This is a genomic window from Thermaerobacter nagasakiensis (assembly GCF_055396825.1).
In genome coordinates this window covers 2,138,307-2,163,686 of the sequence record NZ_AP043740.1, presented here as the reverse complement: position 1 = coordinate 2,163,686, position 25,380 = coordinate 2,138,307, and the positions used below count along the sequence as shown (strand labels likewise).

At 74.7% G+C, this 25,380-nt stretch carries 25 protein-coding genes; 21 read left to right on the top strand and 4 right to left on the bottom strand.

Annotated features, from left to right (window positions below; translation table 11 throughout):
• The first annotated feature begins 135 nt into the window (after window positions 1-135).
• Window positions 136-996, top strand: coding sequence for a ribulose-phosphate 3-epimerase (gene rpe / locus ACZ5T9_RS09270; protein WP_464832766.1), 861 nt, complete (start codon window positions 136-138; stop codon window positions 994-996).
• A 474-nt stretch (window positions 997-1,470) separates the two neighbouring features.
• Window positions 1,471-2,472 carry an Hsp33 family molecular chaperone HslO gene (hslO, locus tag ACZ5T9_RS09265; RefSeq protein ID WP_464832764.1) on the top strand — a complete coding sequence of 334 codons (1,002 nt, stop codon included), beginning with the start codon at window positions 1,471-1,473 and terminating at the stop codon, window positions 2,470-2,472.
• A 148-nt stretch (window positions 2,473-2,620) separates the two neighbouring features.
• On the opposite strand, the gene rpmB is transcribed toward hslO, so the two are convergent.
• The gene (gene rpmB, locus ACZ5T9_RS09260) at window positions 2,621-2,812 is read right to left on the bottom strand and encodes a 50S ribosomal protein L28 (protein ID WP_116901576.1); all 192 of its coding nucleotides are present in this window, start codon (window positions 2,810-2,812) and stop codon (window positions 2,621-2,623) included.
• 391 nt (window positions 2,813-3,203) lie between these two features.
• Between rpmB and ACZ5T9_RS09255 the strand changes: the two genes are divergently transcribed.
• On the top strand, window positions 3,204-3,689 hold the full coding sequence (locus ACZ5T9_RS09255; RefSeq protein WP_464832763.1) for an Asp23/Gls24 family envelope stress response protein: 486 nt from the start codon (window positions 3,204-3,206) through the stop codon (window positions 3,687-3,689).
• Window positions 3,690-3,981: 292 nt separating this feature from the next.
• Window positions 3,982-6,567 carry an ATP-dependent DNA helicase RecG gene (gene recG / locus ACZ5T9_RS09250; protein WP_464834429.1) on the top strand — a complete coding sequence of 862 codons (2,586 nt, stop codon included), beginning with the start codon at window positions 3,982-3,984 and terminating at the stop codon, window positions 6,565-6,567.
• Window positions 6,568-6,610: 43 nt separating this feature from the next.
• Here the strand turns inward: recG and ACZ5T9_RS09245 are convergent, their stop codons facing one another.
• Window positions 6,611-8,041, bottom strand: coding sequence for an MFS transporter (locus tag ACZ5T9_RS09245; protein ID WP_464832761.1), 1,431 nt, complete (start codon window positions 8,039-8,041; stop codon window positions 6,611-6,613).
• A 211-nt stretch (window positions 8,042-8,252) separates the two neighbouring features.
• Window positions 8,253-9,458: a GPR endopeptidase gene (gene gpr / locus ACZ5T9_RS09240; RefSeq protein WP_464832759.1), complete on the bottom strand. Its 1,206-nt coding sequence runs from the start codon at window positions 9,456-9,458 to the stop codon at window positions 8,253-8,255.
• Window positions 9,459-10,051: 593 nt separating this feature from the next.
• Between gpr and ACZ5T9_RS09235 the strand changes: the two genes are divergently transcribed.
• The 6 genes from ACZ5T9_RS09235 to ACZ5T9_RS09210 all read left to right on the top strand — a co-directional run bounded on the left by ACZ5T9_RS09235 (window position 10,052) and on the right by ACZ5T9_RS09210 (window position 14,309).
• Window positions 10,052-11,638: an MFS transporter gene (locus ACZ5T9_RS09235; protein ID WP_464832757.1), complete on the top strand. Its 1,587-nt coding sequence runs from the start codon at window positions 10,052-10,054 to the stop codon at window positions 11,636-11,638.
• Between the two features lie 53 nt (window positions 11,639-11,691).
• Complete coding sequence (locus ACZ5T9_RS09230; protein ID WP_464832755.1) at window positions 11,692-11,826, top strand: hypothetical protein; 135 nt, start codon at window positions 11,692-11,694, stop codon at window positions 11,824-11,826.
• 33 nt (window positions 11,827-11,859) lie between these two features.
• Window positions 11,860-12,309, top strand: a complete 450-nt coding sequence (locus ACZ5T9_RS09225) for a spore coat protein (RefSeq protein WP_464832753.1) — start codon at window positions 11,860-11,862, stop codon at window positions 12,307-12,309.
• A gap of 347 nt (window positions 12,310-12,656) precedes the next feature.
• Window positions 12,657-13,256, top strand: a complete 600-nt coding sequence (rsmD, locus tag ACZ5T9_RS09220; protein ID WP_464832752.1) for a 16S rRNA (guanine(966)-N(2))-methyltransferase RsmD — start codon at window positions 12,657-12,659, stop codon at window positions 13,254-13,256.
• On the top strand, window positions 13,225-13,716 hold the full coding sequence (gene coaD / locus ACZ5T9_RS09215; protein WP_464832750.1) for a pantetheine-phosphate adenylyltransferase: 492 nt from the start codon (window positions 13,225-13,227) through the stop codon (window positions 13,714-13,716). The genes rsmD and coaD overlap by 32 nt, the downstream gene beginning before the upstream one ends.
• A complete protein-coding gene (locus ACZ5T9_RS09210; RefSeq protein ID WP_464832748.1) occupies window positions 13,713-14,309 on the top strand; it encodes an ATP synthase subunit B family protein in 597 nt (198 codons plus the stop codon). The genes coaD and ACZ5T9_RS09210 overlap by 4 nt, the downstream gene beginning before the upstream one ends.
• Before the next feature lie 103 nt (window positions 14,310-14,412).
• On the opposite strand, the gene ylbJ is transcribed toward ACZ5T9_RS09210, so the two are convergent.
• The gene (ylbJ, locus tag ACZ5T9_RS09205) at window positions 14,413-15,630 is read right to left on the bottom strand and encodes a sporulation integral membrane protein YlbJ (RefSeq protein WP_464832746.1); all 1,218 of its coding nucleotides are present in this window, start codon (window positions 15,628-15,630) and stop codon (window positions 14,413-14,415) included.
• Window positions 15,631-16,164: 534 nt separating this feature from the next.
• On the opposite strand from ylbJ, the gene ACZ5T9_RS09200 reads away from it, so the two are divergent.
• The 11 genes from ACZ5T9_RS09200 (at window position 16,165) to rnc (ending at window position 25,373) form a co-directional block, all read left to right on the top strand.
• Entirely contained in the window at window positions 16,165-16,893 is a 729-nt protein-coding gene (locus ACZ5T9_RS09200) for a S16 family serine protease (protein WP_006905009.1), read from the top strand.
• 158 nt (window positions 16,894-17,051) lie between these two features.
• On the top strand, window positions 17,052-17,636 hold the full coding sequence (locus ACZ5T9_RS09195) for a YceD family protein (protein WP_006905008.1): 585 nt from the start codon (window positions 17,052-17,054) through the stop codon (window positions 17,634-17,636).
• Entirely contained in the window at window positions 17,617-17,796 is a 180-nt protein-coding gene (gene rpmF, locus ACZ5T9_RS09190; protein WP_006905007.1) for a 50S ribosomal protein L32, read from the top strand. The genes ACZ5T9_RS09195 and rpmF overlap by 20 nt, the downstream gene beginning before the upstream one ends.
• A gap of 422 nt (window positions 17,797-18,218) precedes the next feature.
• A complete protein-coding gene (fapR, locus tag ACZ5T9_RS09185) occupies window positions 18,219-18,836 on the top strand; it encodes a transcription factor FapR (RefSeq protein WP_242823410.1) in 618 nt (205 codons plus the stop codon).
• Complete coding sequence (gene plsX / locus ACZ5T9_RS09180; protein ID WP_464832743.1) at window positions 18,833-19,888, top strand: phosphate acyltransferase PlsX; 1,056 nt, start codon at window positions 18,833-18,835, stop codon at window positions 19,886-19,888. The genes fapR and plsX overlap by 4 nt, the downstream gene beginning before the upstream one ends.
• On the top strand, window positions 19,863-21,098 hold the full coding sequence (locus tag ACZ5T9_RS09175; protein WP_464832741.1) for a beta-ketoacyl-ACP synthase III: 1,236 nt from the start codon (window positions 19,863-19,865) through the stop codon (window positions 21,096-21,098). Before plsX ends, ACZ5T9_RS09175 begins: the two co-directional genes overlap by 26 nt.
• On the top strand, window positions 21,095-22,048 hold the full coding sequence (gene fabD / locus ACZ5T9_RS09170) for an ACP S-malonyltransferase (protein ID WP_464832739.1): 954 nt from the start codon (window positions 21,095-21,097) through the stop codon (window positions 22,046-22,048). The genes ACZ5T9_RS09175 and fabD overlap by 4 nt, the downstream gene beginning before the upstream one ends.
• Window positions 22,045-22,794, top strand: coding sequence for a 3-oxoacyl-[acyl-carrier-protein] reductase (gene fabG / locus ACZ5T9_RS09165; protein WP_464832737.1), 750 nt, complete (start codon window positions 22,045-22,047; stop codon window positions 22,792-22,794). Before fabD ends, fabG begins: the two co-directional genes overlap by 4 nt.
• A gap of 112 nt (window positions 22,795-22,906) precedes the next feature.
• A complete protein-coding gene (gene acpP, locus ACZ5T9_RS09160) occupies window positions 22,907-23,146 on the top strand; it encodes an acyl carrier protein (protein WP_006905001.1) in 240 nt (79 codons plus the stop codon).
• Between the two features lie 90 nt (window positions 23,147-23,236).
• The gene (gene fabF, locus ACZ5T9_RS09155) at window positions 23,237-24,499 is read left to right on the top strand and encodes a beta-ketoacyl-ACP synthase II (protein ID WP_006905000.1); all 1,263 of its coding nucleotides are present in this window, start codon (window positions 23,237-23,239) and stop codon (window positions 24,497-24,499) included.
• Window positions 24,489-25,373 carry a ribonuclease III gene (gene rnc, locus ACZ5T9_RS09150; RefSeq protein ID WP_464832734.1) on the top strand — a complete coding sequence of 295 codons (885 nt, stop codon included), beginning with the start codon at window positions 24,489-24,491 and terminating at the stop codon, window positions 25,371-25,373. Before fabF ends, rnc begins: the two co-directional genes overlap by 11 nt.
• The last annotated feature ends 7 nt before the right edge of the window (window positions 25,374-25,380 follow it).

Genomic DNA, 25,380 nt, shown 5'->3' with positions numbered 1-25,380 from the left:
ATGATGGGCCGCGAGCCTTGAAGGCCCGCCGGCGTCGAAGGGCCGGCATGCGTCCCAGGGCCGGCGCCCGACCCAGGGCCGCCGCCCGGCCCGGCACGACACCAGGCACGACTCTACAAAGGGGAAGGGGAGGCCATGGCCGGCGGTCACCACGGAAACCAGCGCGGCGGCACCGCGGACCTCGCCGCCCGGGGGGAGAACCCGGCCGGGCCGGCGGCCGGCGGCACCGCCGCGGCACCGGACGGTACGCCAGGGGAACCCGCGCCCCGCGCCCTGGGCTGGCCGGAACCCGGTGCAGGAGCGGTGGTTCTACCGTCCCTGCTGTCCGCCGATTTCACCCGCCTGGCGGAGGAGGTCCGGGCGGCCGAGGCCGGCGGGGCTGCCGGGCTGCACCTCGATGTGATGGACGGCCGGTTCGTCCCCAACCTGACCTTCGGGCCGATGATTGTGGCGGCGGTGCGCAGGCTGACCCGCCTGCCCCTGGACGTGCACCTCATGGTGGAGCGGCCCGAAGCCCTGCTGCCGGCGGTGGCCCAGGCGGGGGCCGACGTGATCACCGTCCACGTGGAGGCCACGCCCCACGTGCACCGGACCGTCCAGATGATCCGCGCCCTGGGCTGCCGGGCGGGCGTGGCCCTGAACCCCGGCACGCCGGCGGTGGCAGTGGAGCCGCTGCTGGGTGAGGTCGACCTCATCCTGGTGATGAGCGTCAACCCCGGCTTCGGCGGCCAGGCTTTCCTGCCCTTAGCCCTGGACAAGCTGCGGGCGTTGCGGGCCATGCTGCCCGCCGCCGGCCCGCGGCCGTGGCTGGAGGTCGACGGCGGTATCGACCCCGCGACGGCGCCTTTGGCCGCCGCCGCCGGGGCCGACCTGCTGGTGGCCGGGTCCGCGGTGTACAACGGGCAGGCGCCCGTGGGGACGAACCTGCACCGCCTCCGCCAGGCGCTGGCTGCCGCCCCGCCGCCTCCCGCGGCCCCCGAACGCCCGGCCCCTTGATGGCCAGGCACCCGGCCGGGCTTCCGCCGAATAGCCTGGGGCGGGAGGGAATGCCCATGGCTGTTCGGGTCATCGTGGTGCGCCTGCCCGGCCTTCTGGGCCGGATCTTCCGCCGGGGGCGGCGCGGCAACGCCTGAAGGACTTGGGGATTCTTGACGCAGGAGGGGCGCGCCGGCCCGGAACTGGCCGGCGCCACGCTTTTCAGCCGCCTGCCAGGGGTCCTTGCCGCAGGGCCAGGGTGCACGGCGCCGCCCTTCAGCCCGTCCTGGCGGCGGCTCCCAGCCGTAGCGGGAGGGGGCCGCGGCCCCTGCTGCCGTGCCGGGGCGTTTGTGGCAACATGATGAGCGCGATGGACTCGATGCCGCCGCGCCCTCCGGCGCCCCGGGGCCACCGGGCGGTGGGGCGCCGGGTGGTGAGCCAGCCTGCTCCCGCGCCGGCGACCCCGGTGCCGGGGGCCGCATGGGATGGTGAAGGATGGAACGGGGACGGGAACAGGAACACCAGCGGGACCACGATGCCGCCGGTCTTGCCGGCGGGAACGGCGATTACCTGGTGCGGGCGGTGGCCGGCGATGGCCTGGTGCGCGCCCTGGCCTGCCGGACCACCCGCCTGGTGGAAGAGGCCCGGCGGCGGCACGACACCTGGCCCACGGCCACGGCGGCCCTGGGCCGGGTGCTGACCGCCACGGCCCTGCTGGCCGCCCAGCTCAAGGATGACGCCACCGTCACCGTCCGGGTGGCGGGAAGCGGCCCCCTGGGGGTCATCCTGGCCACCGGCGAGGCGGCCGGGACGGTGCGCGGCTACGTCCGCAACCCCCACGTGGACCTGCCCTTGCGGCCCGACGGCAAGCTGGACGTGGGGGGTGCCGTGGGGCTGCCGGGGTTCCTGCACGTGACCCGCGACCTGGGCCTGGGCACGCCGTACACCGGAAGCGTGCCGCTGGTTTCCGGGGAGATCGGCGACGACGTGACCGCCTTCCTGGTCCAGTCGGACCAGACGCCCTCGGTGGTGGGACTGGGGGTGCTGGTCGGCCCTGGGGGTAGCGTGCGGGCTGCGGGCGGGTTCATGCTGCAGCTGCTGCCGGGTCATCCGGAGGGGTGGGCCGAGCGGCTGGAACAAAACCTGCAGCAGCTGCAGGGCATCAGCCGCCTGATCGATGCGGGTCTGACCCCCGAAGCGATGATCGAGCGCGGCCTGGCCGGCCTGGCGCCCCGCATCCTGGACCGCCAGCCCCTGGCCTTCCGCTGCCGCTGCGACCGGCAGCGGGTGGAGCGGGCGCTGATCAGTCTCGGTCCCGAGGAACTGGAGACCATCCTGCGGGAAGACGGCGGCGCCGAGCTGCGCTGTCACTTCTGCGGCACCACCTACCACCTGAGCGGCGAGGAGCTGGAGGCGCTGGTGGCCGCCGCCCGGCAGGGCCGCCCGGACCGCCGGGCCGGGCAGGAGGGGGAGTCCCGCCAGGGCGGATCGACCTAAAACAAAGGCCGGCCCCTGGCCGGCACTTCGCCATCACGATGCAGGTGCTGGGAGGACGGCCGCCGGTGGCGGCCGGCGCGGGCCGGTGCCGGCCCGCGATGCCGGTGGCCCCGGTGGCGGAGGCCCCCGTGGCCCGGCGGTACAGGTCTCAGACGGCGCGCGCCACCCGGCCCGACTTCAGGCAGGTGGTGCACACGCGGATGCGGCGCACGCCCTGGGGCGTCACGGCGCGCACCCGCTGCAGGTTGGGGACCCAGATGCGCCGCGACTTGCGGTTGGAGTGGCTGACCTGGTTGCCGTAGTCCACGCCCTTGCCGCAGATCTCACAACGACGGGCCATATCGATTCTCCTTCCACTGTCCGCGGCCCATGGGGCGCCGGGCCGGCCGCCCCCGCCCCGGCCGGCGGGACGTGCCGCCGTAGCGCGGAGCGGGCCTCCCGGCCGCTGGACACGCCGCGGGCGCCGTCCTGTGGCCCCCGGGGCCGGGTGCCGCGACCTCCGGGCCGGCCCGGGCCGCGGGTGAACGATCAAGCCATGCCGCCGGCTCCCGCCGCGGGGACGGCCTCCACGGCGCCGGCATCGGGGGCGCTCATGGAACGTCCCTTGCATGGAGCCTGAATCACGCAGCCGATTCTACCACAGGCCCCACAGGGCGGCAAGGAATGGGGCGGCCACCGGCGAAGGGGAATGTCCGAGACCCGGCACGGGCCGGAACGGGGAAGCGGGGGGCATGGGGTTGCTGGAATTCCAGACCGATCACGGCCGGATTGCCATCAGCGACGAGGTGGTCGCCGGCATCGCCGGCACGGCCCTGGCCCAGTGCGAGGGCGTGGTGGGCACGGTCCCCCGGGGCTGGCGCCAGGGGCTGGCCGGCCTGCTGGGGACGGAGGCCCACGGGCGCGGTGTCGAGGTGTCCGCGGGCGACGGCGGCCTGGAGCTGACGGTGCGGATCGTCGTCGCGTACGGCGTGCCCATTCCCGAAGTCGCCCGCACGGTGATGCGGCGGGTGGGGGAGGCCGTGCGCCGGGCCGTGGGAGAAGAGTGGGTGCGGGTGAACGTCCACGTGGCCGGCGTGCGGGTGCCGCAAGGCCCGTTGCCCGGCCCCTCCGGGCCGGCGGCGCCCGGGGCCGCCGGCGCCCCGGGCGTGGCAGGGCCGGACGGGCCCGGCGGGCTGCGGGCGGGCCCGGAGGACCGGGGCACGAGCTTGCGCGGGTGAGGCGATGGTTGGCATGAGGGCCGGTGCGGGGGAGGACAGGGGGGCCCGGCAGGGGGGAGGCCCCCCGGAGCCCTGGCCGCAGGGAATGCCTGGCGCGGCCGGCGGCGCCGGGTGCGGCCCCGACCTCCAGCCCGCGACCGCGCGGGCAGGAAGAGGGCATGCCCGCCCGGAGCGGCTGGCGGGGGCAGGGGAGCAAGGAGCCCCACGGCGAGGGGCGCCCGGGTCCGGCCAGCCTGCGGGTGCCTGGGCCGAGCTGGCGGCGGCTCTGCAGCGGGCCGGCGACTTGCCGCCCGTGCTGCCTGCCGCCGGCGCGGCCGCCGAGGTGCAGAGGGCCCTGGAAGCCGCTGCCCGGACCCTGCCCCCGGACCAGAGGGGACCCTTGCGGGAGGCCTACCGCCTGTTCCGCGACTTTGACCGGCTGCCACCCGGCCAGCGGGCGGAGCGGGTCGCCCGCGCCGTGGACCTGGTGGCCCGGGCCGCCGCGCCGGCGGCGGGGGAGTCCCCTGGGCGCCGGATCCCGCTCGGCGGGGAACCGGCGCCCGCTGGGGCGCCTTCGCAGGGCCGGACGGTTCCTCCGGGCGGGCCACCGGCTCCGGTCCCGGTGGCCCCTGCCGGCGGCCCTTCCGCAGCCGCCGGCACGGCTCCCGCGCCGGCCGCAGGGGCCGGGGCCTCCGGGCCCTCGGGACGGCGGTCGCCCCTGGCCGGCAGCGGTGCAGGGGAGATCACGCCGGCCACGCCCCTGGGCCGCCTGCCCGGCGTGGGCCGCCGGCAGGCCCAGCGCCTGGCCCGGCTCGGCCTTCACACCGCCGGGGACCTGCTCTGGCACCTGCCCCGGCGTTATGAAGACCGCTCCACCTGGAAGCCCATCGCCCGGCTGGTGCCCGGTGAGGTGGCCACCGTCCAGGGCGTGGTGGTGGCCGCCCAGCGTGTGCCCACCCGCACCCGGCGGGTCGTGGTGCGGGTGACGATAAGCGACGGCAGCGGCCGGCTGGACGCCGTGTTCTTCAACCAGCCCTTCCGGCTCCAGCAGCTGCCCCCCGGCCGCGCGGTGCGGCTGAGCGGGCGGGTGGAGGCGGGCTACCGGGGCTGGCAGATGGACCACCCGGAGGTGGAGTTGCTGGAAGGCGAGGGCGACGAGCCGGTGCACACCGCGCGGATCGTCCCCGTCTATCCCGCCACCGAGGGATTGCACCAGCGCTGGCTGCGCCAGCTGGCCTGGCAGGTGGTGGGCGCCCTGGCCGGGCGGGTGCCCGAGATCCTGCCCGAGGAGCTGCGGCGGCAGCTGAACCTGGTGGAACGGGCCCAGGCCCTGCGGGACATCCACTTCCCGCCCGACGCCGAGGCGTGGCAGGCCGCCCGCCGGCGCCTGGCCTTCGAGGAATGGTTCGTCATGCAGGTGGCCCTGGCCCGGGTGCGCAGCCAGCAGCAGCAAGAGCCCGGCCGGGCCCACCGGCCCGACGGTCCCCGGGTGGCCCGCTTCCTGGCGGGCCTGCCCTTCGAGCTCACCCCGGCCCAGCGCCGCGTGCTGGACGAGATCCGGGCCGACATGGAAGCGCCGCGGCCCATGCGGCGGCTGGTCCAGGGCGACGTGGGCTCGGGCAAGACGGTGATCGCGGCCTGGGCCATGGTGAAGGCGGTGGAGAGCGGTGCCCAGGCGGCCTTGATGGCTCCCACGGAGATCCTGGCCGAGCAGCACGCCCGGCGGCTGCAGCAGCTGCTGGCCCCGGCGGGGATTCCTGTGGTGCTGCTGGTGGGCAGCCAGCCGGCCGCCGACCGCGAGCGGGTGCTCCAGGGGCTGGCCACGGGCCAGTGGCCGGTGGTGGTGGGCACCCACGCCTTGATCCAGGAGAACGTCCGCTTCCGCGACCTGGGCCTGGTGATCATCGACGAGCAGCACCGCTTTGGCGTCCGCCAGCGGGCCCTGCTCCAGGACAAGGGCCGGCGGCCGGACCTGCTGGTCATGACGGCCACGCCCATTCCGCGGACGCTGGCCCTGACCCTCTACGGCGATCTGGACGTGTCGGTCATCGACCAGTTGCCGCCGGGTCGCCAGCCCGTCCGCACCGTGTGGCTGCGGGGCCGGCAGCGCCGCAAGGCGTACGACCTTCTGGCGGCCCGGGTGGCGGCCGGCGAGCAGGGGTACGTGGTTTGCCCCCTGGTGGACGATCCTGCCGCCGGGCCGGCAGGCGACGGCCCGGGCTCCGGCGGCCAGGCGGCCGGCGGGGAGGGGCCGGCGCCAGGACCCGGAGGGGCTCCGGAGGATGCAGAGCACAAGGCGGTCACCACCTGGGCCGAGTACGTGGCTCGGCGCTATCCCCGGCTGCGCGTGGGGATCCTCCACGGCCGGATGCCGGGGCCCGAGAAGGAACGGGTCATGCGGGCCTTCGAGCGGCGGGCGCTGGACGTGCTGGTGGCCACCACGGTCATCGAGGTGGGGGTCGACGTCCCCAACGCGACGGTCATGATCATCGAGGGGGCCGACCGCTTCGGGCTGGCCCAGCTGCACCAGCTGCGCGGCCGGGTGGGGCGGGGATCCAAGGAGTCCCTGTGCATCCTGGTGGCCGACCCGGCCAGCGCCGAGGGCCGGATGCGGCTCGAGGCCCTCTGCCGCAGCCAGAGCGGCTTCGACATCGCCGAGTTCGACCTCCAGCTGCGGGGGCCGGGCGACTTCTTCGGCACCCGCCAGCACGGCCTGCCCGCCCTGCGCATCGCCGACCCGGTGAAGGACGCGGGCCTGCTGCGCCTGGCCCGGGAGGCCGCCCGCCGCCTGCTGGAGCGGGACCCGGGTCTGGATGCGCCGGCCCACCGCTCCCTGCGGGAGGAAGTGGTGGCCCGCTACGGGGAGTTTCTGGCCGAGGCCCGGGCCCTCTGGAGCTAGGCCCGTCCAGGGGGATCCAGGGAAGGCGGGTGCCGGCCGGGCGTCAGGGCCGGCCGGCGGCCCGGGGCCCGGGCCGCCGGGCCAGGAGGGCCGTGACCATGCCCAGGATCCCGGCGCCGGCCAGCACCCCGTACATCACGGAAAAGGACCAGGTCTCCAGGATCCAGCCCAGCACCGCCAGCCCGGCGCCGACCCCCAGGTCGATGGCATTGGCCAGCCACCCCGCCGCCAGGCCGCGGCGGTGGGCCGGAGCCCCGCCCACCGCCGCGGCCACCAGCGCCGTGTGGGCGACGCCGTAGCCCGCCGCCAGGACCGCCGCGGCGCCGTAGACCGCCGTCACCGGCGCAGCCGCGGCCAGCGCCCCTTCGCCCGCTGCCATCAGGCCGAAGCCCAGGACCAGCAGCCGGTGGGCCAGGGACGGGGCGGCAGCTTCCAATCCGCCGCCGGCCCGCCGGTCGAGCCAGCTGCCGGCAGCGTAGCGCGCCCCCATGGCCACCAGGGCGAAAAGGGCCAGCCAGCCGCCCGCCCAGAATCCGGCCCCCTGGGCATGGAGCACGGTCAGGTTCAGGGCGGCGCCGAAGATCATGCCCGTCAGGGTACCCAGCACGAGAAAGGACCGGGGCAGCGGCAGCCGCCCGGCGCGGTGGGGTGCCCCGCCGGTGGCGACCTCCTGGGCGGTGGCGGGAACCGCCGGTGCCCCCCGGGGGTCCCTGGTGGAGGCGGGCCCGGCCATGGCGGCCGGATGCGCGGTGCCGGCAGCCGGGGACGGGGGCCCCTCCGGTCCGGCGCCGGCGTTGGCTTCGGGGGCGGGTTGAGCCCGAGGGGAAGGGCCTGCCCCGCCTACGGCCGGAACGGGCGGCCCCCCGGCGGCGGCCGCCCCGTGGCCCGGGCGGCGCGCCGCCGGGTTCCCGGGCTCCCGCCGGGTGCGGGCGGGCCCGGCCAGCGCCAGCGCCAGGGCCAGGGCCACGACCGCTGCCGTGCCGGCGAACAGGCCCGTTCGTCCCAGGTGATGCCACGCCCACTCGCCCAGGTTGGTCCCGGCCAGGACGCCGCCGGTGTCGGCCAGCCCCTGCAGGGCCAGGGCCCGGGCCCGCTGGGCCGGTGGGGCCAGCGCCGCCATCAGGGCCTGGCTGGAGACCACCAGGCCCGCCAGGGAGGTACCCTGGAGGGTGCGGGCGGCGAGTTCGGCGGCGGGGTTGCGGGAGACGGCGAAGAGAAGGGCGCCGGCTAGCCCTGCCCCCAGGCTGGCCACGAGCAGCGGCCGGTGACCGCGGCGATCGCCCCAGGCGGCCAGGAAGGGCCGCTGGAGCATGGCGGACAGGCCCATCCATCCCACCAGGAAGCCGATCCAGCCTTCGCCGGCCCCGCCGGCGGCCAGGGCCAGGGGCAGGCCGGTGGCGAGCATGTCCAGGGAGATGAAATACAGCCAGGCGACGGCGGCAATGACGTAGACGGCTGCTGGCAAGAGGGCCACCTCCGGCAAACATCCGCCCACGTTCGCTCCCGCCGTGCCGGGTTCCTGCCGGAGGCCGGGGCGGCCCGGTGGGGGGCGGCCCCGCGGCCAGGGCCGGTCCGGGTTCGGCAAGCCGGGAAAGGCAGGCGGGCGCCTCCGTGCCGGCCGGTCCAGCGGGTCGTGGCGGGGGCCGCGTCCCGGAGGCAGGCTCAGCCGCCTCCTGCCGGTGTGCTCAGGCGAAGACGGGGGAGAGGTCGATCTCGTCGATCCGCGGGTGCAGGGCGGCGTTGAGGCCGCTGGCCACCACCGTGGCCATCTCCTCGACGAAGACGTCGATTTCCTTGGGGGTCACCATCAGGTCGCCCACGGCCGGTCCCAGCACCTCTTCGATCAGCCGCCGCTTGTCGGCCTCGGGCATCTGCCCCAGGGTGCGGAAGAGGGTGGACTGGGATTGCAGGGACCGGGTCAGGGCGTCCAGGGTGTCGTAGGCGATGGTGTGGGCATGGACCACCGTAGGCACCCCAATGGCGATGACCGGGATGCCCAGGGTTTCCCTGGTCACCGCCGCCCGGTGGTTGCCCACCCCCGAACCGGGGTGGATGCCCGTATCGGCGATCTGGATGGTGGTCATGATCCGCTCGATGTTGCGGGCGGCCAGGGCGTCCACGGCGATGACCATGTCGGGCCGGATCTGCTGCACGATGCCCCGGATGACGTCACCCGTCTCGATGCCCGTCAGCCCCAGCACGCCGGGAGCCAGGGCGGCCACGGAGCGCAGGCCGCCCTTGAGGTCTTCCGGCACGTACTCCTGCAGGTGGCGGGTGACCAGCAGGCGGTGGACCACCTCAGGCCCCAGGGAATCGGGCGTGGCGTTCCAGTTGCCCAGGCCGACCACGAAGAAGGAGGCGTCGGGCCGGTCGGGCAGCATGGCCGCTAGCTCCCGGGCCAGCACGTTGGCGACCCGCTCCTGCAGTTCCCGGTCCCGCTTGCGAAAGCCCGGCGATTCGATGGTGACGTAGCGGCCGGGGGGCTTGCCCAGGTGGCGTGCCGCCTCCGGGCTCGTGACCGTGACTCGCGTGACCAGGTAGCCCTGGCCGCGCTCTTCCTCCACCTGGACCCCGGGCATGGGATGGGAGGTGCCGATGGCCTCCAGGGCCAGGTCGGTGCGGACGAACCCGGCCGGGTTGCCCCCGGCCAGGTTGCCGGGACCGCCGGCGGCAAGGGACGGGGCCGCCGGCGGCGCATCCCCGGCCTGCGCGGCGGCGGCCGGGGGGGCTGGCCGGTCCGGGCCTGCCGCCATCCCTGGGCCGCTGCCACCCCAGGGTGCCCCGCCCAGCCCCCGGCGGGCCGCATTCCAGCCCGCACCGCGCCGGCGTTCAGCCATCCGCTCCAGGTTGCCGCGTTCCCCCTGGACCCTTCTGTCCCGCGGTCCCGTCACCGGGCCATCCCTCCGTTTCCGCCTTTTTAAGGTCTCCCGGGGTCACGGGCCCTTATCCCGGCCCGTCCTGGTTGGGCCCCGCGTCGCTGGGCACGGGGCGCCGGCCGGGCGGCGCCAAGCCGGCCCCGGGGGAGGAAGACGGCGCCCCAGGGGCCACGGCGCGCGGCGGCCTGCTGCGGGCTCGCCGCCCCGCGCCCCGGATGCCCCGCCTGCAGGCCGAGGGGCCGCATGGAGCGCGGGCGCGCCGCCTTGCAGCGGACCCGCCGCCGGGGCACGAGCGTGCCGTGCGGGGCGAGGGCGCCAGGCCCGATCGGCTCCCCACGTTCCCGCTGTGGGCCCTGCGGTCTCCCGCTATGGGACTGTACCCGCGGTCTGGACGCCGTGCCAGAGGGTGGCGTGCCACCCGCCAGAACCGCCGGGCAGACTATGCCCGTTGATGGGCGGTCGCCACCGGCCGCTTCTTGTTGCGGGCAGCCTGCCCGCAGCCTCTGGCGGGGAGCCTGCCCGCCAGCCGCGCCCCTGGCGGGCGGCAAGCCAGCGGCCGTGACGGCGGCGGCCGCCGCCGGCCGTGACCGGGAAGGGAGGTGAGACCCGTGCAGAAGCGCTTGGGCCTGGCCTTTGCCGTCCTGTGCAGCGTGCCCTTCGTCATGGTCCTCAGCAATTCCATGCTGATCCCCGTGCTGCCCATGATGCGCGAGGCCATGGACCGGAGCCTGTTCCAGATTGGGCTCATCATCACCGCCTTCTCCGTGCCGGCGGGGCTGTTCATCCCCATCGGCGGCTACCTTTCGGACCGGTGGGGCCGCAAGACGGTGATGATCCCCGGCCTGGTGGGGTTCGGCCTGGGTGGCCTGGCAGCCGGCCTGGCGCCCTTCTTCACCCGCGATCCCTACGGGTGGATCCTGGCGGGCCGGGTGCTGCAGGGCCTTTCGGCCGGGGGGATGTATCAGGTGGCGCTGGCGGCGGCGGGCGACATGTTCCAAGGGGGTGCCCGTACCCGGGCCATGGGCATCATGGAGGCCAGCAACGGGCTGGGCAAGATCGCCAGCCCCATTCTGGGGTCGGCCCTGGCGCTGCTGGCCTGGTATGCTCCCTTCTTCGCCTACCCGTCCCTGGCCGCCCTCTCCGCCCTGGGCCTGTGGTGGCTGGTGCCCGAACCGCAGCGCCCGGCGGAAGCGCCGGCGCCGGGGCCCTACCTGCGGCGCATGGGCCGGATCTTCCAGGCCAAGGGTGCCTCCCTGGCCGTCTCCTTTCTAGCGGGCTTCACCGCGCTGTTCATGCTCTTCGGCTTGCTCAGCGTGTATTCCGACTTGCTGGAGCGGCCCTTCGGCATCCAGGGATTCGTCAAGGGCCTGGTGGTGGCGATCCCCGTGGCGGTGGCGACCATCACCGCCTACGTCAGCGGCATCGTCCTCCAGGAAAGGTTGTCCCGGTACCTCAAGGCGGTGGTGGTGACGGGGCTGGCGATCCTGGCCCTGGGGACGGCCGCCCTCTTCCTGACCCGCCAGCTGGTTCCCATGGTGGCGGCCATCAGCGTCATGGGCCTGGGGTACGGCCTGGCGCTACCCGCCCTCAACACCCTGATCACCAGTTCGGTTGAGTCGGCCGAGCGCGGGGGGGTGACCGCCCTCTACGGCACCGTTCGCTTCTTCGGGGCCGCTCTGGGCCCGCCCGCCTTCGGCTTGCTGCTCCCTCTGGGCCGGGCGGCCATGTACCTGGGGAGTGCTGCCGCCGTCGCCGCCGTGCTGGGGCTGGTGGCCGCGTTCTTGCGCCAGGACGTGCTGCTGCAGCCGTTGCCGGCCCGGGCAGGAGACGGGCCCGCAGAGGCCCGAGCCCGGGATGGGGCCCTGCAGCCTCGGGCGGGAAGGCCCCCCCTGGGGGACGGCCGGCCGGCGGTCCGCCCGGGCGGCGTCGGGCCCGGGGTGATGTCCCGGCCCGCCGTGTCTCCGGCCCGCCATGGGCCTGACCCCGCCTCTGGTGCTGGTGCGGCGGCGGTGTCCGGACGCGACGGCCTGGCCACGGCCGCGGCCCCCGGCGACGGGGGGACAGGCCACGCGGTACCATCAGGGGTCCCACGCCGCGGGACGGGACGGGGCGGGATCCCGCTCATCCCCCTGGGGCCATGGAGCCGGGTACGCAGCTCCTTTCCGCCCCGGGAGGGGATGAGCCCCGCTTCATGACGCGTGCGCGGCACCCGTCACCCAGACCAAACCACGGTGGAGGAGGAAGGCCCGTGCTCAGCCAGAAGGAGCTTCTCAACCTGCCTGAGCTGCTGAATGCTCACGCGGCCATGATCGAGAAGGCGGAAGCGGAGCAGGCCATGTGCCAGGACGAGCAGCTGCGCCAGATCCTGCAGCGCCACAGCTAGGTCTACCGGCGGCACTACGGGCAGCTCCAGTGGATGCTGGACCGGGCCCGGGGCCAGGGCGCGGCCCAACCCCCCGCCGGCCACTACCACGGCGATGCCCGCTGGGTCCACGGCAACGGTCAGGCGACCCAGGGCTTTCCGTCCTTCGAACCGTACCGGCCGCCGGCGCCCCAGGGCCACCGGGTCAGCGACCGCACCCTGGCGGTGGGTTGCCTGGAGATGAACAAGCACGCCTGCCTGGCCACCACATGGACGGCCCTGGAGGCCGCCCACCCCGAGGCCCGGCGGGCCCTGCTGGACATCGCCCGGGACCACGCCGAGATGGCCTTCGAGCTCTTCCGGTATCTCCAGCAGCGCAACTGGTACGCGGTCCCCCAGGCCCCGGTGGAGATGGCGCGCCAGGTGGCCCAGGGCTTCCCGGGGGGCTATGCGGGTGCCGCTGCGCCGGGGGCCCCCCGCCCGGCGGGTGCCTGGGCGCGCTAGGCGGCGAAGGGCTGCGGCTATGGCTGTGCCCGGCCGGCCGCCATCCCGCCCGTGGCCAGGAGGCTGCCGCGACAGGCGGCAGCCTCTGTCCTGGCCCGTCGGTCCTGTTCCGACCCACTGGACCGGGGGCCGGCCGGGTCGGGGCCGCTGGACACAAAGCAAGCGGCGGGGCGCTGGCGCGTCCCCGCCGCTTGCCGGGAGAGGAGAAACCGGAGGAAGAGCCTTGGGGAGGATCCGTGACGGATTGGCCTCCGCAGCTCTTGCAGTCGATAATATGGAGGAGCCGGGCGGCCCTTATTCACCGCAGGACGGGCACCGGCCCATGGCAATTTCAGGGAGGACGGGTGGTGCGCGTCACGGGAGGCCGCTGGCGCGGCCGGCTCCTCAAGGTCCCGGCCGGGCGGCAGGTTCGTCCCACCACGGACCGGGTGCGCCAGGCGCTGTTCAACATCCTGGGGCCGGCGGTGGAAGGGGCCCGGGTCCTCGATCTCTTTGCGGGGACCGGCAGCCTGGCCATCGAAGCCCTGAGCCGGGGGGCACGGGAGGCTCTGTGCATCGAGTCCGATCCCCGGGTGGTGGCCGTCCTCAAAGCGAACCTGCACGCCGTGGGCGCGGGCGCCGGCGCCGCCGTCTGGCGGCAGGATGTCTTCGCCGCCGTTGCGAAACTTGCGGGCGGTTCCCGGGTCTTCGATCTGATCCTGGCCGACCCGCCCTATCGCCAGGGACTGGCGGCCCGGGTGGTGGCCGCCGTCGGGGATGGACGGCTGCTGGCGCCCGGCGGCCGGCTGGTGGTGGAGCACGATCCCCGGGAAGTCCTGCCGGACGGGGTCGCCGGGCTGGAGTGCGCCGACCGGCGCCGGTACGGCGACACGGCCCTGAGCTTTTACGTTTTGCCTGCCAGGAAAGGAGAGTCCCATGACCATCGCCCTCTGCCCGGGGAGCTTTGACCCGATCACCAACGGGCATCTGGACATCATCGAGCGGGCCAGCCGCCTGTTCGACCAGGTGCTGGTCACCGTGTTCATCAACTCGTCCAAGCAGCCCTGGTTCACGCCGGAGGAGCGGGTCGAGCTGGCCCGCCAGGCGACGGCCCACCTGCCCAACGTCTCCGTCGATGCCTATGACGGGCTGCTGGTGGAGTACGCCCGCCGCAAGGGCGCGCGGGTGATCGTCAAGGGGCTGCGGGCGGTCTCGGATTTCGAGTACGAGTTCCAGATGGCGCAGATCAACAAGCAGCTGGCCGGGGAGCTGGAGACGTTGTTCATGATGACCCGGCCGGAGAACGCCTACCTGAGTTCCAGCATCGTCAAGGAACTGGCCCGTTACGGGGTGGATCCGGTGGGCCTGGTCCCTGACGTGGTGCGGCCGGCCCTGGCCGCCCGGGCCGCCGAGCGGAGGAGGCGATGACGGTGGCGGATCACGAGCCCGCCCCGGAACGGGACCTGTACGTGCTCATCCGCGACTTCGAGCAGTTCGTCCATCATGCCAGCCGCGTGCCCCTGACGGGCAAGGTGATCCTGGATGAGGACGACGTCTACTCGTTCCTCGACCACCTGCGGCGCCTGGTGCCGGAGGAGATCGACCGGGCCCGCCGGCTGCTGGCCGACCGGGACCGGCTGCTGGAGCAGGCCCGGGCCGAGGCGGAGGCCATGGTGAAGCAGGCCAGCAGCTACGTGGAGCGCATGGCCCGGGAATCGGAGATCACCCGCAAGGCGGAAGAACAGGCCCGGCGGATGCTGGCCCAGGCGGAGGCCCGCTCGCGGGAGGTGCGGGCCTCTGCCAATGCCTACGCCGCCGACGTCCTGGACCGCCTGGAAGGGATCCTGCGCAAGGCGCTGGCCGCCGTGGCCGAGGGCCGGCAAGAACTGCAGGCCACCCTGCGGTCCGCCTCCCACCCTTGCGGGACGGCGGCCCGGGAAGCGGCTCCCACCCGGGAGGAGGAAGGGGTGGAGGATCCGGACGGCCAAGGGGCCGGCTGGGACGAGGAGGGCGGCGACTAGGGCGGCGGCTGGGCGGCCACGCCGGTGCAGCCATGGCGCATTCGCCGTACCGGCGCGGCCGTGGCCGGAGGGGGCCGGCGGGGCTCCCTGCGGCCCCCGGTCGTCAGCGCAAGCCCGACGCGGCGCGGGCGCGCAACAGCTGGGTCACCGCTGCCACGGCAGCCAGGGCGCCCACCGCCACCAGGAAGTGGAAGGCTCCCGCCACCAGCCGGCCCAGCCACGGCAGGGGGCCCGGCGCCGCCCAGGCCAGGGCCGGCAGGAAGGCGGGCGCGGCCACGGGAAACCAGGCCATCCACAAGGCGGTCAGGGCCCCGGCGGCGACGGCATGGAAGGCCCGCGCCGCGATGTAGGGGCCGATGCTCAAGCCGGTGCCCTGGATGATGGCCGCCACCTGGGCGTGGACGGAAAGCCCGCTCCAGGCGATGACGGCGCCGGCGATGACCAGGCGGTCGAAGAGGGGAGCCGGGGCCTGGGCGGCGGCCTGGGTGCCCAGGGTCAATTCGAACAGGCCGCTGATCAGGGACCGGGTCAGGGAAGGATCCAGGCCCAGGGGGTGCAGGACCAGGAGGAACAGGCCGCCGACGGCGGTCAGGATGCCGGCCCGGTCCAGCACCTGGATCACCACCGACATCAGGATGATCAGCCCGCCCACAAGAAGCAGCGTATTGATGGAATCGCGGACCGCGTCCCCCAGCACCTGGCCGAAGGGGCGGCCGTCTTCCCGGCGGGCGCGGACCATGGCGCGCCAGGCCCGGGCCAGCAGCCACCCTTCCTCCCCGTCCAGGGCTTCGCTGCGGTCGCCGCCGCCGCGCCAGAAGCGCAGGGCCAGGCCGGTGGCCAGCGCGCCCAGATAGTGGCCCGCCATGATGGGGCCCGCCACGGACGCCGTGCCGAACATGCCCACGGCCACGGCCCCTGCCATGAACAGCGGGTCGGCGGTGTTGCTGAAGCTCATGAGCCGCTCGGCCTCGGTCTTGCTGAGCAGCCCCTGCCGGCGCATCCGGGCGGTGATCACCGCACCCAGGGGATAGCCGCTGGCCAGGCCGACGGCCACCACGAAGGCCCCCGTGCCGGGGACGTTGAACAGGGGGCGCATGAAGGGCTCCATCAGGACGCCCATGAAGTGGACCACGCCAAGGGCCATGAGGATCTGGGTGCCGATGAAGAAGGGCAGCAGGGCCGGGAAGACCACGTCCCACCAGACCTTGAGTCCGGCCACGGCGGCCGCGAAGGCCGTCTCGGGATACACCACCATGGCGAGCACCAGGCCCACCACGGCGGCCACCAGCAAATGGGTAAGGGGTGACTCGCGCACGGGCATTCCCCCGCACCGGACCCGCCCCACTCCCCGGCGCCCGGGCACCGGGACGCAACCGCCGCCGCGGTACCTCCGGGAGGGCGGCGCACCGGCACGGCGGCCGGGGTGCCGCGGGTTCCTCCGGCAAGAGGCCCGGGCATGCCACGGGGTGGGGCGCACCAGCATGTATATGGACGGCCCGGAGGCGGTATACCGGGGTGCCCCGGGCCCGGGGCGGGACCGGCCCGGATGGCGCATACGGGCGGAACAGAGGCGGCGGCTGCAGAGGGAGGCGACGCGAGGGTGGACGGGAGGCCGTGGCCAAGGGGCCGAACCCCGGCCAGGCCCGGCCGGCAACGGGAGGGCAGCGGCCGGGAGCCCGGCGGGCGTGCCGGGCCGCCTGGCGTCTCCGGCCCGGGGGCAGGCGGTGGTGGCGCGAGGCCGGCCGGTCCCGGGGGCGGGCAGGGCCGTGCCGGTGGGGGAGGGGGCGTCGCCGGCGGCCCGGCAGGCCACCCGCGGCCGGCGCCGGCGGGGCCCGGCCCGGCGGGACCCGCGCCGGTGCCGCGGCCCGTCCCCAGGCTGGGGCGGTTTCTGGCCGTCCTGGTCGCGGCGGGGTTGCTGGGGTTTGGGGCGGCACGCCTGCCCACCCCCTGGCTTGTGGTGGAGCCTGGCCTGGCCGTGCCGGTGCCCGTGCAAGTGGTGCGCCCCCCAGGCACGCGCCCGGTGGTGACGACCCCCTTCTGGCTGGTCACCGTGGCGGCCCGCCCCGCCCGGCTGGGCGACGCCTGGACGGTGCTGCGCGATCCCGCGCGCAGCCTGGTCACGGCCCGGGCCCTGGGCGGGGATTCCCTGGACGAGGTGATGGCCGCCCAGCGCGCCGCCCTGGCCGCCAGCAAGGAGGCGGCCGCCGCTGCGGCCGCGGGGCTCATGGGGGTGGAACCCGGTACGGTGGCCGGGTTCCCCCTCCCCCCGGCCATTGCCGGTCCCTCCGGGGGCCTGGCCCTGGGCCTGGCGGCGGTGGACGCCCTTGCTCCCGGGGACCTGGCCGGCGGGCGCCGGGTGGGCGCCACGGGCACCCTATCTCCCGACGGCCGGGTAGGGCCCGTGGAAGGGGTGGAGCAGAAGTGGCGGGCGGCGGCCAGGGCGGGCCTGGACGTGCTGTTCGTGCCGGCTCGGGCGCCCGGCCCGGCACCGGGCAGCGCGCCCATGGTGGTGCGGGTATCGACCCTGGCGGCCGCCGTGGCCTGGCTTTGCCAGCAGGGGGGCCAGGGCCCGCCGTGTGACTGAAGGGCCAGCGCAACGCGATGAAGGGGGAACCGGCAGGGCCTGCCTCCGCCCCGGGAACCGCCGGCCCTGGGGACCGGCAGTACCGGGCGGAGCGGTCTTTTGACACCCCTGCCGCGCCTTTCTATAATGATCCCGTTGTGTAGCGAGGGACGAGGAACATGGCCGATCCGCTGGTCATCGACGTGGAAGCCCTGACCCGGCAGCGCGGGCTGCAGTCGACGGGCACCGTGGTGGCGCCCATCGAGCCCATTTCCGTGCCGGGCGGCGACATCGCCGCCCATGGGCCCATCCGGTTGCATTACCGGCTGACCCACACGGGCGAGGGCCGCATCTGGCTGGAAGCGGACCTGGCCGCCCGGGCCCGGCTGACCTGCGATCGCTGTCTCGACTCCTTCGAGGCGAACCTGCACACCCGCTACGAGGAGGAGTTCCTGCCCCGGCCGCCGGGTGCCGGCGCCGGGGACGAGCCCGAGGATGCGGGCGACACGCGGGTGGCCTACTACGACAACCACCAGGTGGACCTGCGGGAGGGGATCCGCCAGAACCTGATCCTGGCGGTGCCCGCCAAGCAGCTTTGCCGGTGGGGGTGCCGCGGCCTCTGTCCCCGCTGCGGCAAGAACCTGAACGAAGGGCCCTGCGACTGCCGGGACGAGGACCTGGACCCCCGGCTGGCGGCCCTGGACCAGTGGTTGCGCGAGCACGGCAAGGGGGAGGAAGGGGATCATGGCGGTTCCGAAGCATAAGACGTCCAAGTCCCGCCGGGACAAGCGGCGGACCCACTGGAAGCTGTCGGCCCCGGCGGTGGTGGAGTGCCCGCAGTGCCACCAGCCCAAGCGGCCGCACCGGGTGTGCCCCAACTGCGGCTACTACGACGGCCGGGTGGCGGTGCAGAAGGAATCCTGACGAGGCATCCTGACGCCGGACGGGCCCAGGATCGTGGCCGGTGCCGCGGGCGGCCTGGGCCCCGGTTGCGAGGGTGAAGCCGGATGGGCCGGTGGGGCCATCCGGTTTTTGTTTTCGCGTGGGGTGGCCGCGCCCGCGTGGCCGAGCCCGGGTTGCCATGGGGGCGCGGCCTGGAAGCCATTTCCCGGCTTGGCACGGCGGGTGGCCTCGCGTATACTGGCGGTAGTTTTGTCCGGGTTATAAGGGCAGGTCTTAACACCGGAGGTTATGACCAGGTGGGAAATACGCGACCGCCCCTGAACTTGACCGTGCCCTCCGGTCCGTCCGGGTCGCCGCCGGAGACCCCGGCCGGGTCCCCGCGTCGCGGGCTGCCCGGATCCGCCGGCGGTCGCGACTCCCGCGCCACGCGGCAGGCCCGGCTGGTGCAGGTTCTCCAGGAGAACCCCTTCCTGACCGACGAGGAACTGGCCGAGCGCTTTCACGTCAGCGTGGCCACCATCCGCCTGGACCGCATGCGCCTGGGGATTCCGGCGGTGCGGGAGCGGGTGCGGGCTGTGGCGGAACGGGTCCACGGCCGCGTCCGCGCCCTGCCCCTCCAGGAGATCGTGGGCGAGCTGGTCGACCTGGAGCTGGGCAAGTTCGGCATCTCCATCCTCGAGACCACCCCCGAGATGGCCTTCGCCCGCACCCGCCTGGTCCGCAGCCAGTACATCCTGGCCCAGGCCGACTCCCTGGCCCTGGCCGTGGTGGATGCCGAGCTGGCCTGCATCTCCGTCGCCAACATCAAATACAAGAAGCCCGTCCAGGTCGGGCAGCGCCTGGTCGCCAGGGCGGTGGTGCTGCGCCACCGGCGGGACGGGGAACCGGTGGTGCTGGTGCAGACCCGGGCCGGCGACGAGACGGTCTTCCGGGGCAAGTTCGTCGTCCAGGTGCTGGCAGGTCCGGGGGCAGGACCCCGCGCGGCCGGGCCCCGGAAGTCTGGGGCGGAAGCTGCGGGCGGCGCCGGCTCCGGTGACGGGCGAGGGGAGGTGGAGCCGTGACGGGGACGGATCCGGGGATGCCGCGCCGGTGGCGGGTGGCCGTGGACGTCATGGGCGGCGACGGCGCGCCCTCGGTGCCCGTGGCGGCCGGCCTGGCCGCCGCGGCCCGGTGGCCGGTGGACATCCTCTGGCTGGGCCCCCAGGAGCGGGTGGCGGCGGAACTGCGCCGCCAGGGTGCAGGCTCGCCGCCGCCCGGCCGGATCGTCCACGCCTCCCAGGTGATCGAGGCCGGCGATTCGCCGGTGGCGGCCCTGCGGCGCAAGCAGGACTCGTCCATCGCCGTGGGCATGCGCCTGCTGCGGGAGGGGGAGGCCGACGCCTTCGTCTCGGCGGGCAGCACCGGTGCCCTGATGGCCGCCGGCAAGCTCATGCTGGGGACCCTGCCGGGGGTGGCCCGCCCGGCCCTGGCCGCCGTGCTGCCCACCCTGGACGGCCGCGGTTTCCTCATGCTGGATCTGGGCGCCAGTGCGGAAGCCGATCCCGAGCAGCTGGTCCAGTACGCCGTCATGGGTGCCGTCTATGCGCGGGAGGTGCTGGAGCGGCCCTCCCCGCGGGTGGCCCTGCTGAACATCGGCAGCGAGGCCGGCAAGGGGAACCGGCTCTACCGCGAGACCTATGAGCGCCTGGCCTCCAGCGGGCTCCCCTTCGCCGGCAACGTGGAGGCCCGCGAGCTCTTCGCCGGCAAGGCGGATGTGGTGGTTTGCGACGGTTTTACCGGCAACGTCGCCCTCAAGGCCATGGAGGGTACAGGAGAGGCCTGCTGGAAGCTGCTCAAGGCCGAGGTGGCGCGCCGGCCTCTCGCCCGGGTCGCCGCCCTGCTGCTGCGCCCCGTCCTCCTGGGCGTGCGGCGGCGGCTGGATTACGGCGAGTACGGCGCGGCGCTCTTCCTGGGCCTTGACGGCCTGGTGTTCAAGTGTCATGGCTCGTCGGACGCCCGGGCCCTGGCCAACGGCATCGGGGTGGCGGTGAAGGCGTGCCAGGGACGCCTGCTCCACCGCATCGGCGAGTCCATCGGCAAGGAGGACGGTGAAGCCCTTGGTCGCGGCCGGTAGAGGGGTGACCATCGCCGGCATCGGCGCCTGCGTGCCGCCGGTGGTGGTGACCAACGACCACCTGGCTGAGGTGGTGGAGACGGACGACGAATGGATCCGCACCCGCACGGGGATCCGCCAGCGGCGGGTGGCCGATCCGGACACCGCCACGTCCGACCTGGCGGAGGTGGCAGCCCGGCGGGCCCTGGAGGAGGCCCAGGTCCGCCCGGAGCAGGTGGACCTGATCATCGTCGCCACGGTGACGCCGGACATGCCCTTCCCGTCGACGGCCTGCCTGCTGCAGGACCGCCTGGGCGCCACGCGCGCGGCCGGGTTCGACCTGGAAGCGGCCTGCTCGGGATTCGTTTATGCCCTGGCGGCGGGAGCCCAGTTCGTGGCGGCGGGCCTCTACGACACCGTGCTGGTGGTGGGGGCCGAGACCCTGTCCAAGATCATCGACTGGAGCGACCGGCGCACCTGTGTGCTGCTGGGTGACGGCGCGGGCGCGGCGGTCTTGCGCCCGGCGGCTCCCGGCGAGGGCATCCTGGGCCTCTACCTGGGCGCCGACGGCTCGGGGGGAGACCTGCTCAAGCAGCCGGCCGGCGGGTCGCGCCTCCCGGCGTCGCCCGAGACCGTGGCCCGGGGCCTCCACTACGTGCAGATGAACGGCCGGGAGGTCTTCAAGTTCGCGGTCAAGACCATGGGGGACGCCGCCCAGGCCGCCCTGGCCCAGGCCGGCCTGCGCTTTGAGGACGTGGACCTGTACATACCCCACCAGGCCAACTACCGCATCATCGAATCGTCGGCCCGGCGGTTCGACCTTCCCCTGGACCGGGTGGTGGTGAACATCGACCGCTACGGCAACACCTCGGCGGCTTCCATCCCCGTGGCCCTGGACGAGGCCCTGTCCGCAGGCCGCGTGCGCGCAGGGCAGACGGTGCTGCTGGTCGCCTTCGGCGGCGGCCTGACCTGGGGGGCCGCCGTCGTCCGCTGGGGCTATGACCGGCTCGCGGCCCGGCCGCTGGAGATGCCGGGCCGGCAGCCCGAGTACGGCCTGCCCGCCTGGATTCGCGAGCAGGCGGCCCGGGGCCGGGCGCGGCTGGACGGGACGAACCCGGCCCGGCCGGCCGGCGCTCCACCCGCAGCCCGGGCCGCCCTGGATCCGGCGGCGGTGGCCGCGGCCGGCGGGGCCGGGGGCGGACCGGCCCCGGGGGGTGAGCAGGCGCCATGAGCGGCACCGCCGTGGTGTTCCCCGGCCAGGGCGCCCAGTACGTGGGCATGGGCAAGGACCTCTACGAGCAGTTCCCCGAGGCCCGGGAGGTCTTCGCGGAGGCTTCGGCCGCCGCCGGCTTCGACGTGGCCCGTCTCTGCTTCGAAGGCCCGGAGGACCAGCTGCAGCTGACCGAGTTCCAGCAGCCCGCCTTGCTGGCGGTGGGCGTTGCCTGCTGGCGGGTGCTGGCCGCCCGCGGGCTGGAGCCCGCCATGGCGGCAGGCCTCTCCCTGGGCGAGTACGGGGCCCTGGTGGCGGCGGGGGTGCTGGAGCTGGCCGATGCGGCCCGGGTGGTGCGGTTGCGGGGCAAGTTCATGCAGGAGGCGGTCCCGCCGGGCGAAGGGGCCATGGCCGCCCTGCTGGGCCTGGAGGCCGGCACCGTGGAGGACATCTGCCGCCAGGTGATGGACGCGGGCGCCGGGGTGGTGGAACCCGCCAACTACAATTGTCCCGGCCAGATCGTGGTGGCCGGCCAGCGGGCCGCCGTGGAGGCGGCGGTGGAGCGGGCCCGGGCGGCCGGGGCCCGCCGGGCGGTGCTCCTGCCCGTCAGCGCGCCCTTCCACTGCCGGCTGATGGAACCGGCCGCCCGGCGGCTGGCCGGCGTCCTGGCGGAGGTGCCCTTCCGGCCGGCCCGCATCCCGGTGGTGGCCAACGTGACGGCCGAGCCGGTGACGGACCCGGAGCGGATCCGGGAGCTTTTGGTCCAGCAGGTTGACCACCCCGTGCGCTGGGAGCAGTCGGTGCGCCGGATGCAGCGGGAAGGGATCACGCGGCTGGTGGAGATGGGGCCCGGCAAGACCCTCACGGGTTTCGCCCGGCGCATCGACAAGCACCTGGAGGCCGTCGCCGCCAGCACTGCGGAGGAAATCCTGGCGCTGGTTGCCCGTCCGGAAGGGGGTTTGCTAGCATGAACCTTGATCGCCGGACGGCCCTGGTGACGGGTGGCTCCCGCGGCATCGGGCGGGCCATCGCGGAGGCGCTGGCCGCGGCGGGGGCCCGGGTCGCCCTCAACTACCGGTCCTCGGCGGCCGCCGCCGAGGAGGTGGTCGCCGCGATCCGAGAGCGGGGCGGCGAAGCCGTGGCCTTCCAGGCGGACGTGGCCGACGGGGATCAGGCCACGCGCCTGGTGGAGCAGGCGGCCGATGCCTTCGGCGGGCGCCTGGACATCCTGGTCAACAACGCCGGCATCACCCGGGACGGCCTGATCCTGCGGATGAAGCCGGAACAGTGGGACGAGGTGCTGAACACCAACCTGCGCAGCCTGTTCTTCACCTGCAAGGCGGCGGCGCGGGTCATGCTGCGGCAGCGCTCGGGGCGGATCATCAACATCACGTCGGTGGTGGGCCTGACCGGCAACGCCGGCCAGGCCAATTACGTGGCGGCCAAGGCGGGGGTCGTGGGCCTGACCAAGGCCCTGGCCCGGGAGCTGGGGTCCCGCGGCATCACCGTCAACGCCATCGCCCCGGGCCTGATCGCCACCGACATGACGGGCGAGCTGGCGCCGGAGTACCGGGACGCCCTCGCCCAGCGCATCGCCCTGGGGCGGCTGGGCACGCCGGAAGACGTCGCTCACGCCGCCGTTTTTCTGGCTTCCGATGCGGCCGCCTACATCACCGGACAGGTGCTGGTGGTGGACGGCGGCCTGTCCCTGGGGTGAGCCGGCCGGGAGCCCGGCCCCGCGCACCGCGGCGCCGGCAGCGGCGCCCGTCCGGGCCGGCCCGCCGGGCTGCGGTGCCCCCGGCACCGGGGAGGGGAAAGGAGGTGGCAACATGGCGGACGAGGCCCTTTTCCAGCGGGTCAAGGCCATCATCGTGGAGCAGCTGGGGGTCGATGAAGCCAGCGTGACGCCCGAAGCCCGGTTCATCGAGGATCTGGGCGCGGACTCGCTGGACATCGTGGAGCTGATCATGGCCCTCGAAGAGGAGTTCGACCTGGAGATCCCCGACGAGGATGCAGAGAAGATCGCCACCGTAGGGGATGCGATCCAGTACATCGAGTCCCACAAGTGACCGCGCCGGGTCGCATTCCCGCGGCGGCCGGAGCGCCCCGCCCCGCGCGGGCGGGGCGCCCGCCGGCCGGAAAGGAGTGGAGGAGCCTTTATGCGGCACCGCGTGGTGATCACCGGTGTCGGGGCCGTCACGCCCCTGGGCGTCGGCGTGGAGGCCCTGTGGGAGGGGGTCCTGGCCGGCCGCTCCGGGATCCGGCGCATCAGCCGGTTCGACCCGTCTCCCTTCCCATCCCAGATTGCGGGCGAGGTGCCCGACTTCGATCCCACCGCCTTCATCGACCGCAAGGAAGCCCGGCGCATGGACCGCTTCACCCAGTTCGCCATGGCCAGTGTGGCCATGGCCCTGGCGGACGCCGGCATCGACCCGGCAGCCATGGACGGGCGGCGGCTGGGCGTGGTGATGGGGACGGGCATCGGCGGCATCGAGACCTTCGTGGAACAGGCCGCGGTGATGGCCGAGCGGGGCCCGGACCGGGTCAGCCCCTTCTTCATCCCCATGATGATCGCCAACATGGCGGCCGGCCAGGTGGCCATCCGCTACGGTGCCCGCGGGCCCAACAGCACCCTGGTGACGGCCTGTGCGGCCTCGGCCCACGCCGTGGGCGAGGCTTTCCGGATCCTCCAGCGGGGCGAGGCCGACGTGATGATCACCGGCGGTGCCGAGGCGGCCATCGTGCCCCTGGGACTGGCCGGGTTCTGCGCCATGAAGGCCCTCTCCACCCGCAACGATGCGCCGGAGGCCGCGTCCCGGCCCTTTGATCGCGGCCGCGACGGGTTCGTCATGGCGGAGGGGGCGGGGGCCCTGATCCTGGAAACCCTGGAGCATGCCCGGAAGCGGGGCGCCCGCATCTATGCCGAGATCATCGGCTACGGCACGACGGCCGACGCCCACCACATCACCCAGCCCGCCCCGGGCGGGGAAGGCGGGGCGCGGGCCATGGAGGCGGCCATGGCCGACGCCGGCGTCGACCCGGGGGACGTGGACTACATCAACGCCCACGGGACCTCCACGCCCCAGGGGGACGTGGCGGAGACCCAGGCCATCAAGCGGGTCTTTGGGGATCACGCCTACCGGCTGGCGGTCAGCTCCACCAAGTCCATGACGGGCCACCTTCTGGGCGCGGCGGGAGCGGTGGAGTCCATCCTCACCGTCCTGGCCCTGCGGGACGGCGTGCTGCCGCCCACCATCAACCTGGACGATCCCGACCCGGAGTGCGACCTGGACTACGTGCCCAACCGGGCCCGGCCCCGGGCCATCCGCGTGGCGCTGTCCAACTCCTTCGGCTTCGGGGGCCAGAACGCGTGCCTGGCCTTCCGGCGCTACGAGGCGGGGGCGGAGGAACGTGGCGCTTGATCGCCCGCAGGATGGGTCCACCGCCCCGGCCGGGCCGGCGCTGGCCGGCGAGCCCTTCCCTGGGGGAGGGCAGGCGCCCCCCGCGGGGGCGGCGCGGGCGGACGGCAGAGAGACCCGGTTCCCGCGGGCAGGGGACCCGGGCTGGGTGGAGGCCGTGGCCGCCTTGACGGGGGTGGCGCCGGCCCGGCCCGAGCCCTTCCTGGAGGCGCTGACCCACGCCTCCTACCGGGCCGAGCATCCCGATACGGCCGGGCCCGACAACGAGCGGCTGGAATTCCTGGGGGACGCCGTGCTCAATCTTTGCGTGACGGACTACATCTTCCGCACCTACCCCCAGCGGCCGGAAGGGGAGCTCAGCAAGCTGCGGGCGGCGGTGGTCCGGGCCGAGACCCTGGCCGCCACGGCGCAGCGCCTGGGCCTGGGGGAACTGTTGCGCCTGGGGCGGGGCGAGGAGGCCACGGGAGGCCGGCAGCGGCCCTCGGTGCTGGCCGACGCCTACGAGGCCATGGTGGCCGCGGTCTACCTGCAGGAGGGGCTGGAGGGCGCCCGGGCCTTCATCCTGCGCACCCTGGGCGACGACATCCGGCGCCTGGCGGAGAGCTCAGGGGCTTGTGACGACCCCAAGACGGCCCTGCAGGAGCTGTCCCGCCGCCTGGGCCTGGGGGAGCCCACCTACCGGGTCGTCGGTGCGGCCGGCCCCGAGCACGACCCGCGCTACACCGTGGAAGTGCGGGTGGGCGGCCGGCCCCTGGCCCAGGCCGTCGGGCGGAGCAAGAAGGTGGCCGAGCGGGAAGCGGCCCGCATGGCCCTGGCCGGGCTGGAAGAGCCGGCCGGCCCCGGGGCCGCCGCCCCGGAGCGGGAGGGGACCGCCTGACCTGGAG

Bases quoted from the DNA above. Each gene is read 5' to 3' on its own strand.
- ACZ5T9_RS09210 (WP_464832748.1), top strand. From the start codon at position 13,713: ATGACGGTGGCGGATCACGAGCCCGCCCCGGAACGGGACCTGTACGTG.
- hslO (WP_464832764.1), top strand. From the start codon at position 1,471: ATGGAACGGGGACGGGAACAGGAACACCAGCGGGACCACGATGCCGCC.
- rpe (WP_464832766.1), top strand. From the start codon at position 136: ATGGCCGGCGGTCACCACGGAAACCAGCGCGGCGGCACCGCGGACCTC.
- acpP (WP_006905001.1), top strand. From the start codon at position 22,907: ATGGCGGACGAGGCCCTTTTCCAGCGGGTCAAGGCCATCATCGTGGAG.
- coaD (WP_464832750.1), top strand. From the start codon at position 13,225: ATGACCATCGCCCTCTGCCCGGGGAGCTTTGACCCGATCACCAACGGG.
- ACZ5T9_RS09255 (WP_464832763.1), top strand. From the start codon at position 3,204: ATGGGGTTGCTGGAATTCCAGACCGATCACGGCCGGATTGCCATCAGC.
- ylbJ (WP_464832746.1), bottom strand. From the start codon at position 15,630: ATGCCCGTGCGCGAGTCACCCCTTACCCATTTGCTGGTGGCCGCCGTG.
- ACZ5T9_RS09225 (WP_464832753.1), top strand. From the start codon at position 11,860: ATGCTGGACCGGGCCCGGGGCCAGGGCGCGGCCCAACCCCCCGCCGGC.
- rpmB (WP_116901576.1), bottom strand. From the start codon at position 2,812: ATGGCCCGTCGTTGTGAGATCTGCGGCAAGGGCGTGGACTACGGCAAC.
- fabG (WP_464832737.1), top strand. From the start codon at position 22,045: ATGAACCTTGATCGCCGGACGGCCCTGGTGACGGGTGGCTCCCGCGGC.
- ACZ5T9_RS09195 (WP_006905008.1), top strand. From the start codon at position 17,052: ATGGCCGATCCGCTGGTCATCGACGTGGAAGCCCTGACCCGGCAGCGC.
- fabD (WP_464832739.1), top strand. From the start codon at position 21,095: ATGAGCGGCACCGCCGTGGTGTTCCCCGGCCAGGGCGCCCAGTACGTG.
- fabF (WP_006905000.1), top strand. From the start codon at position 23,237: ATGCGGCACCGCGTGGTGATCACCGGTGTCGGGGCCGTCACGCCCCTG.
- rpmF (WP_006905007.1), top strand. From the start codon at position 17,617: ATGGCGGTTCCGAAGCATAAGACGTCCAAGTCCCGCCGGGACAAGCGG.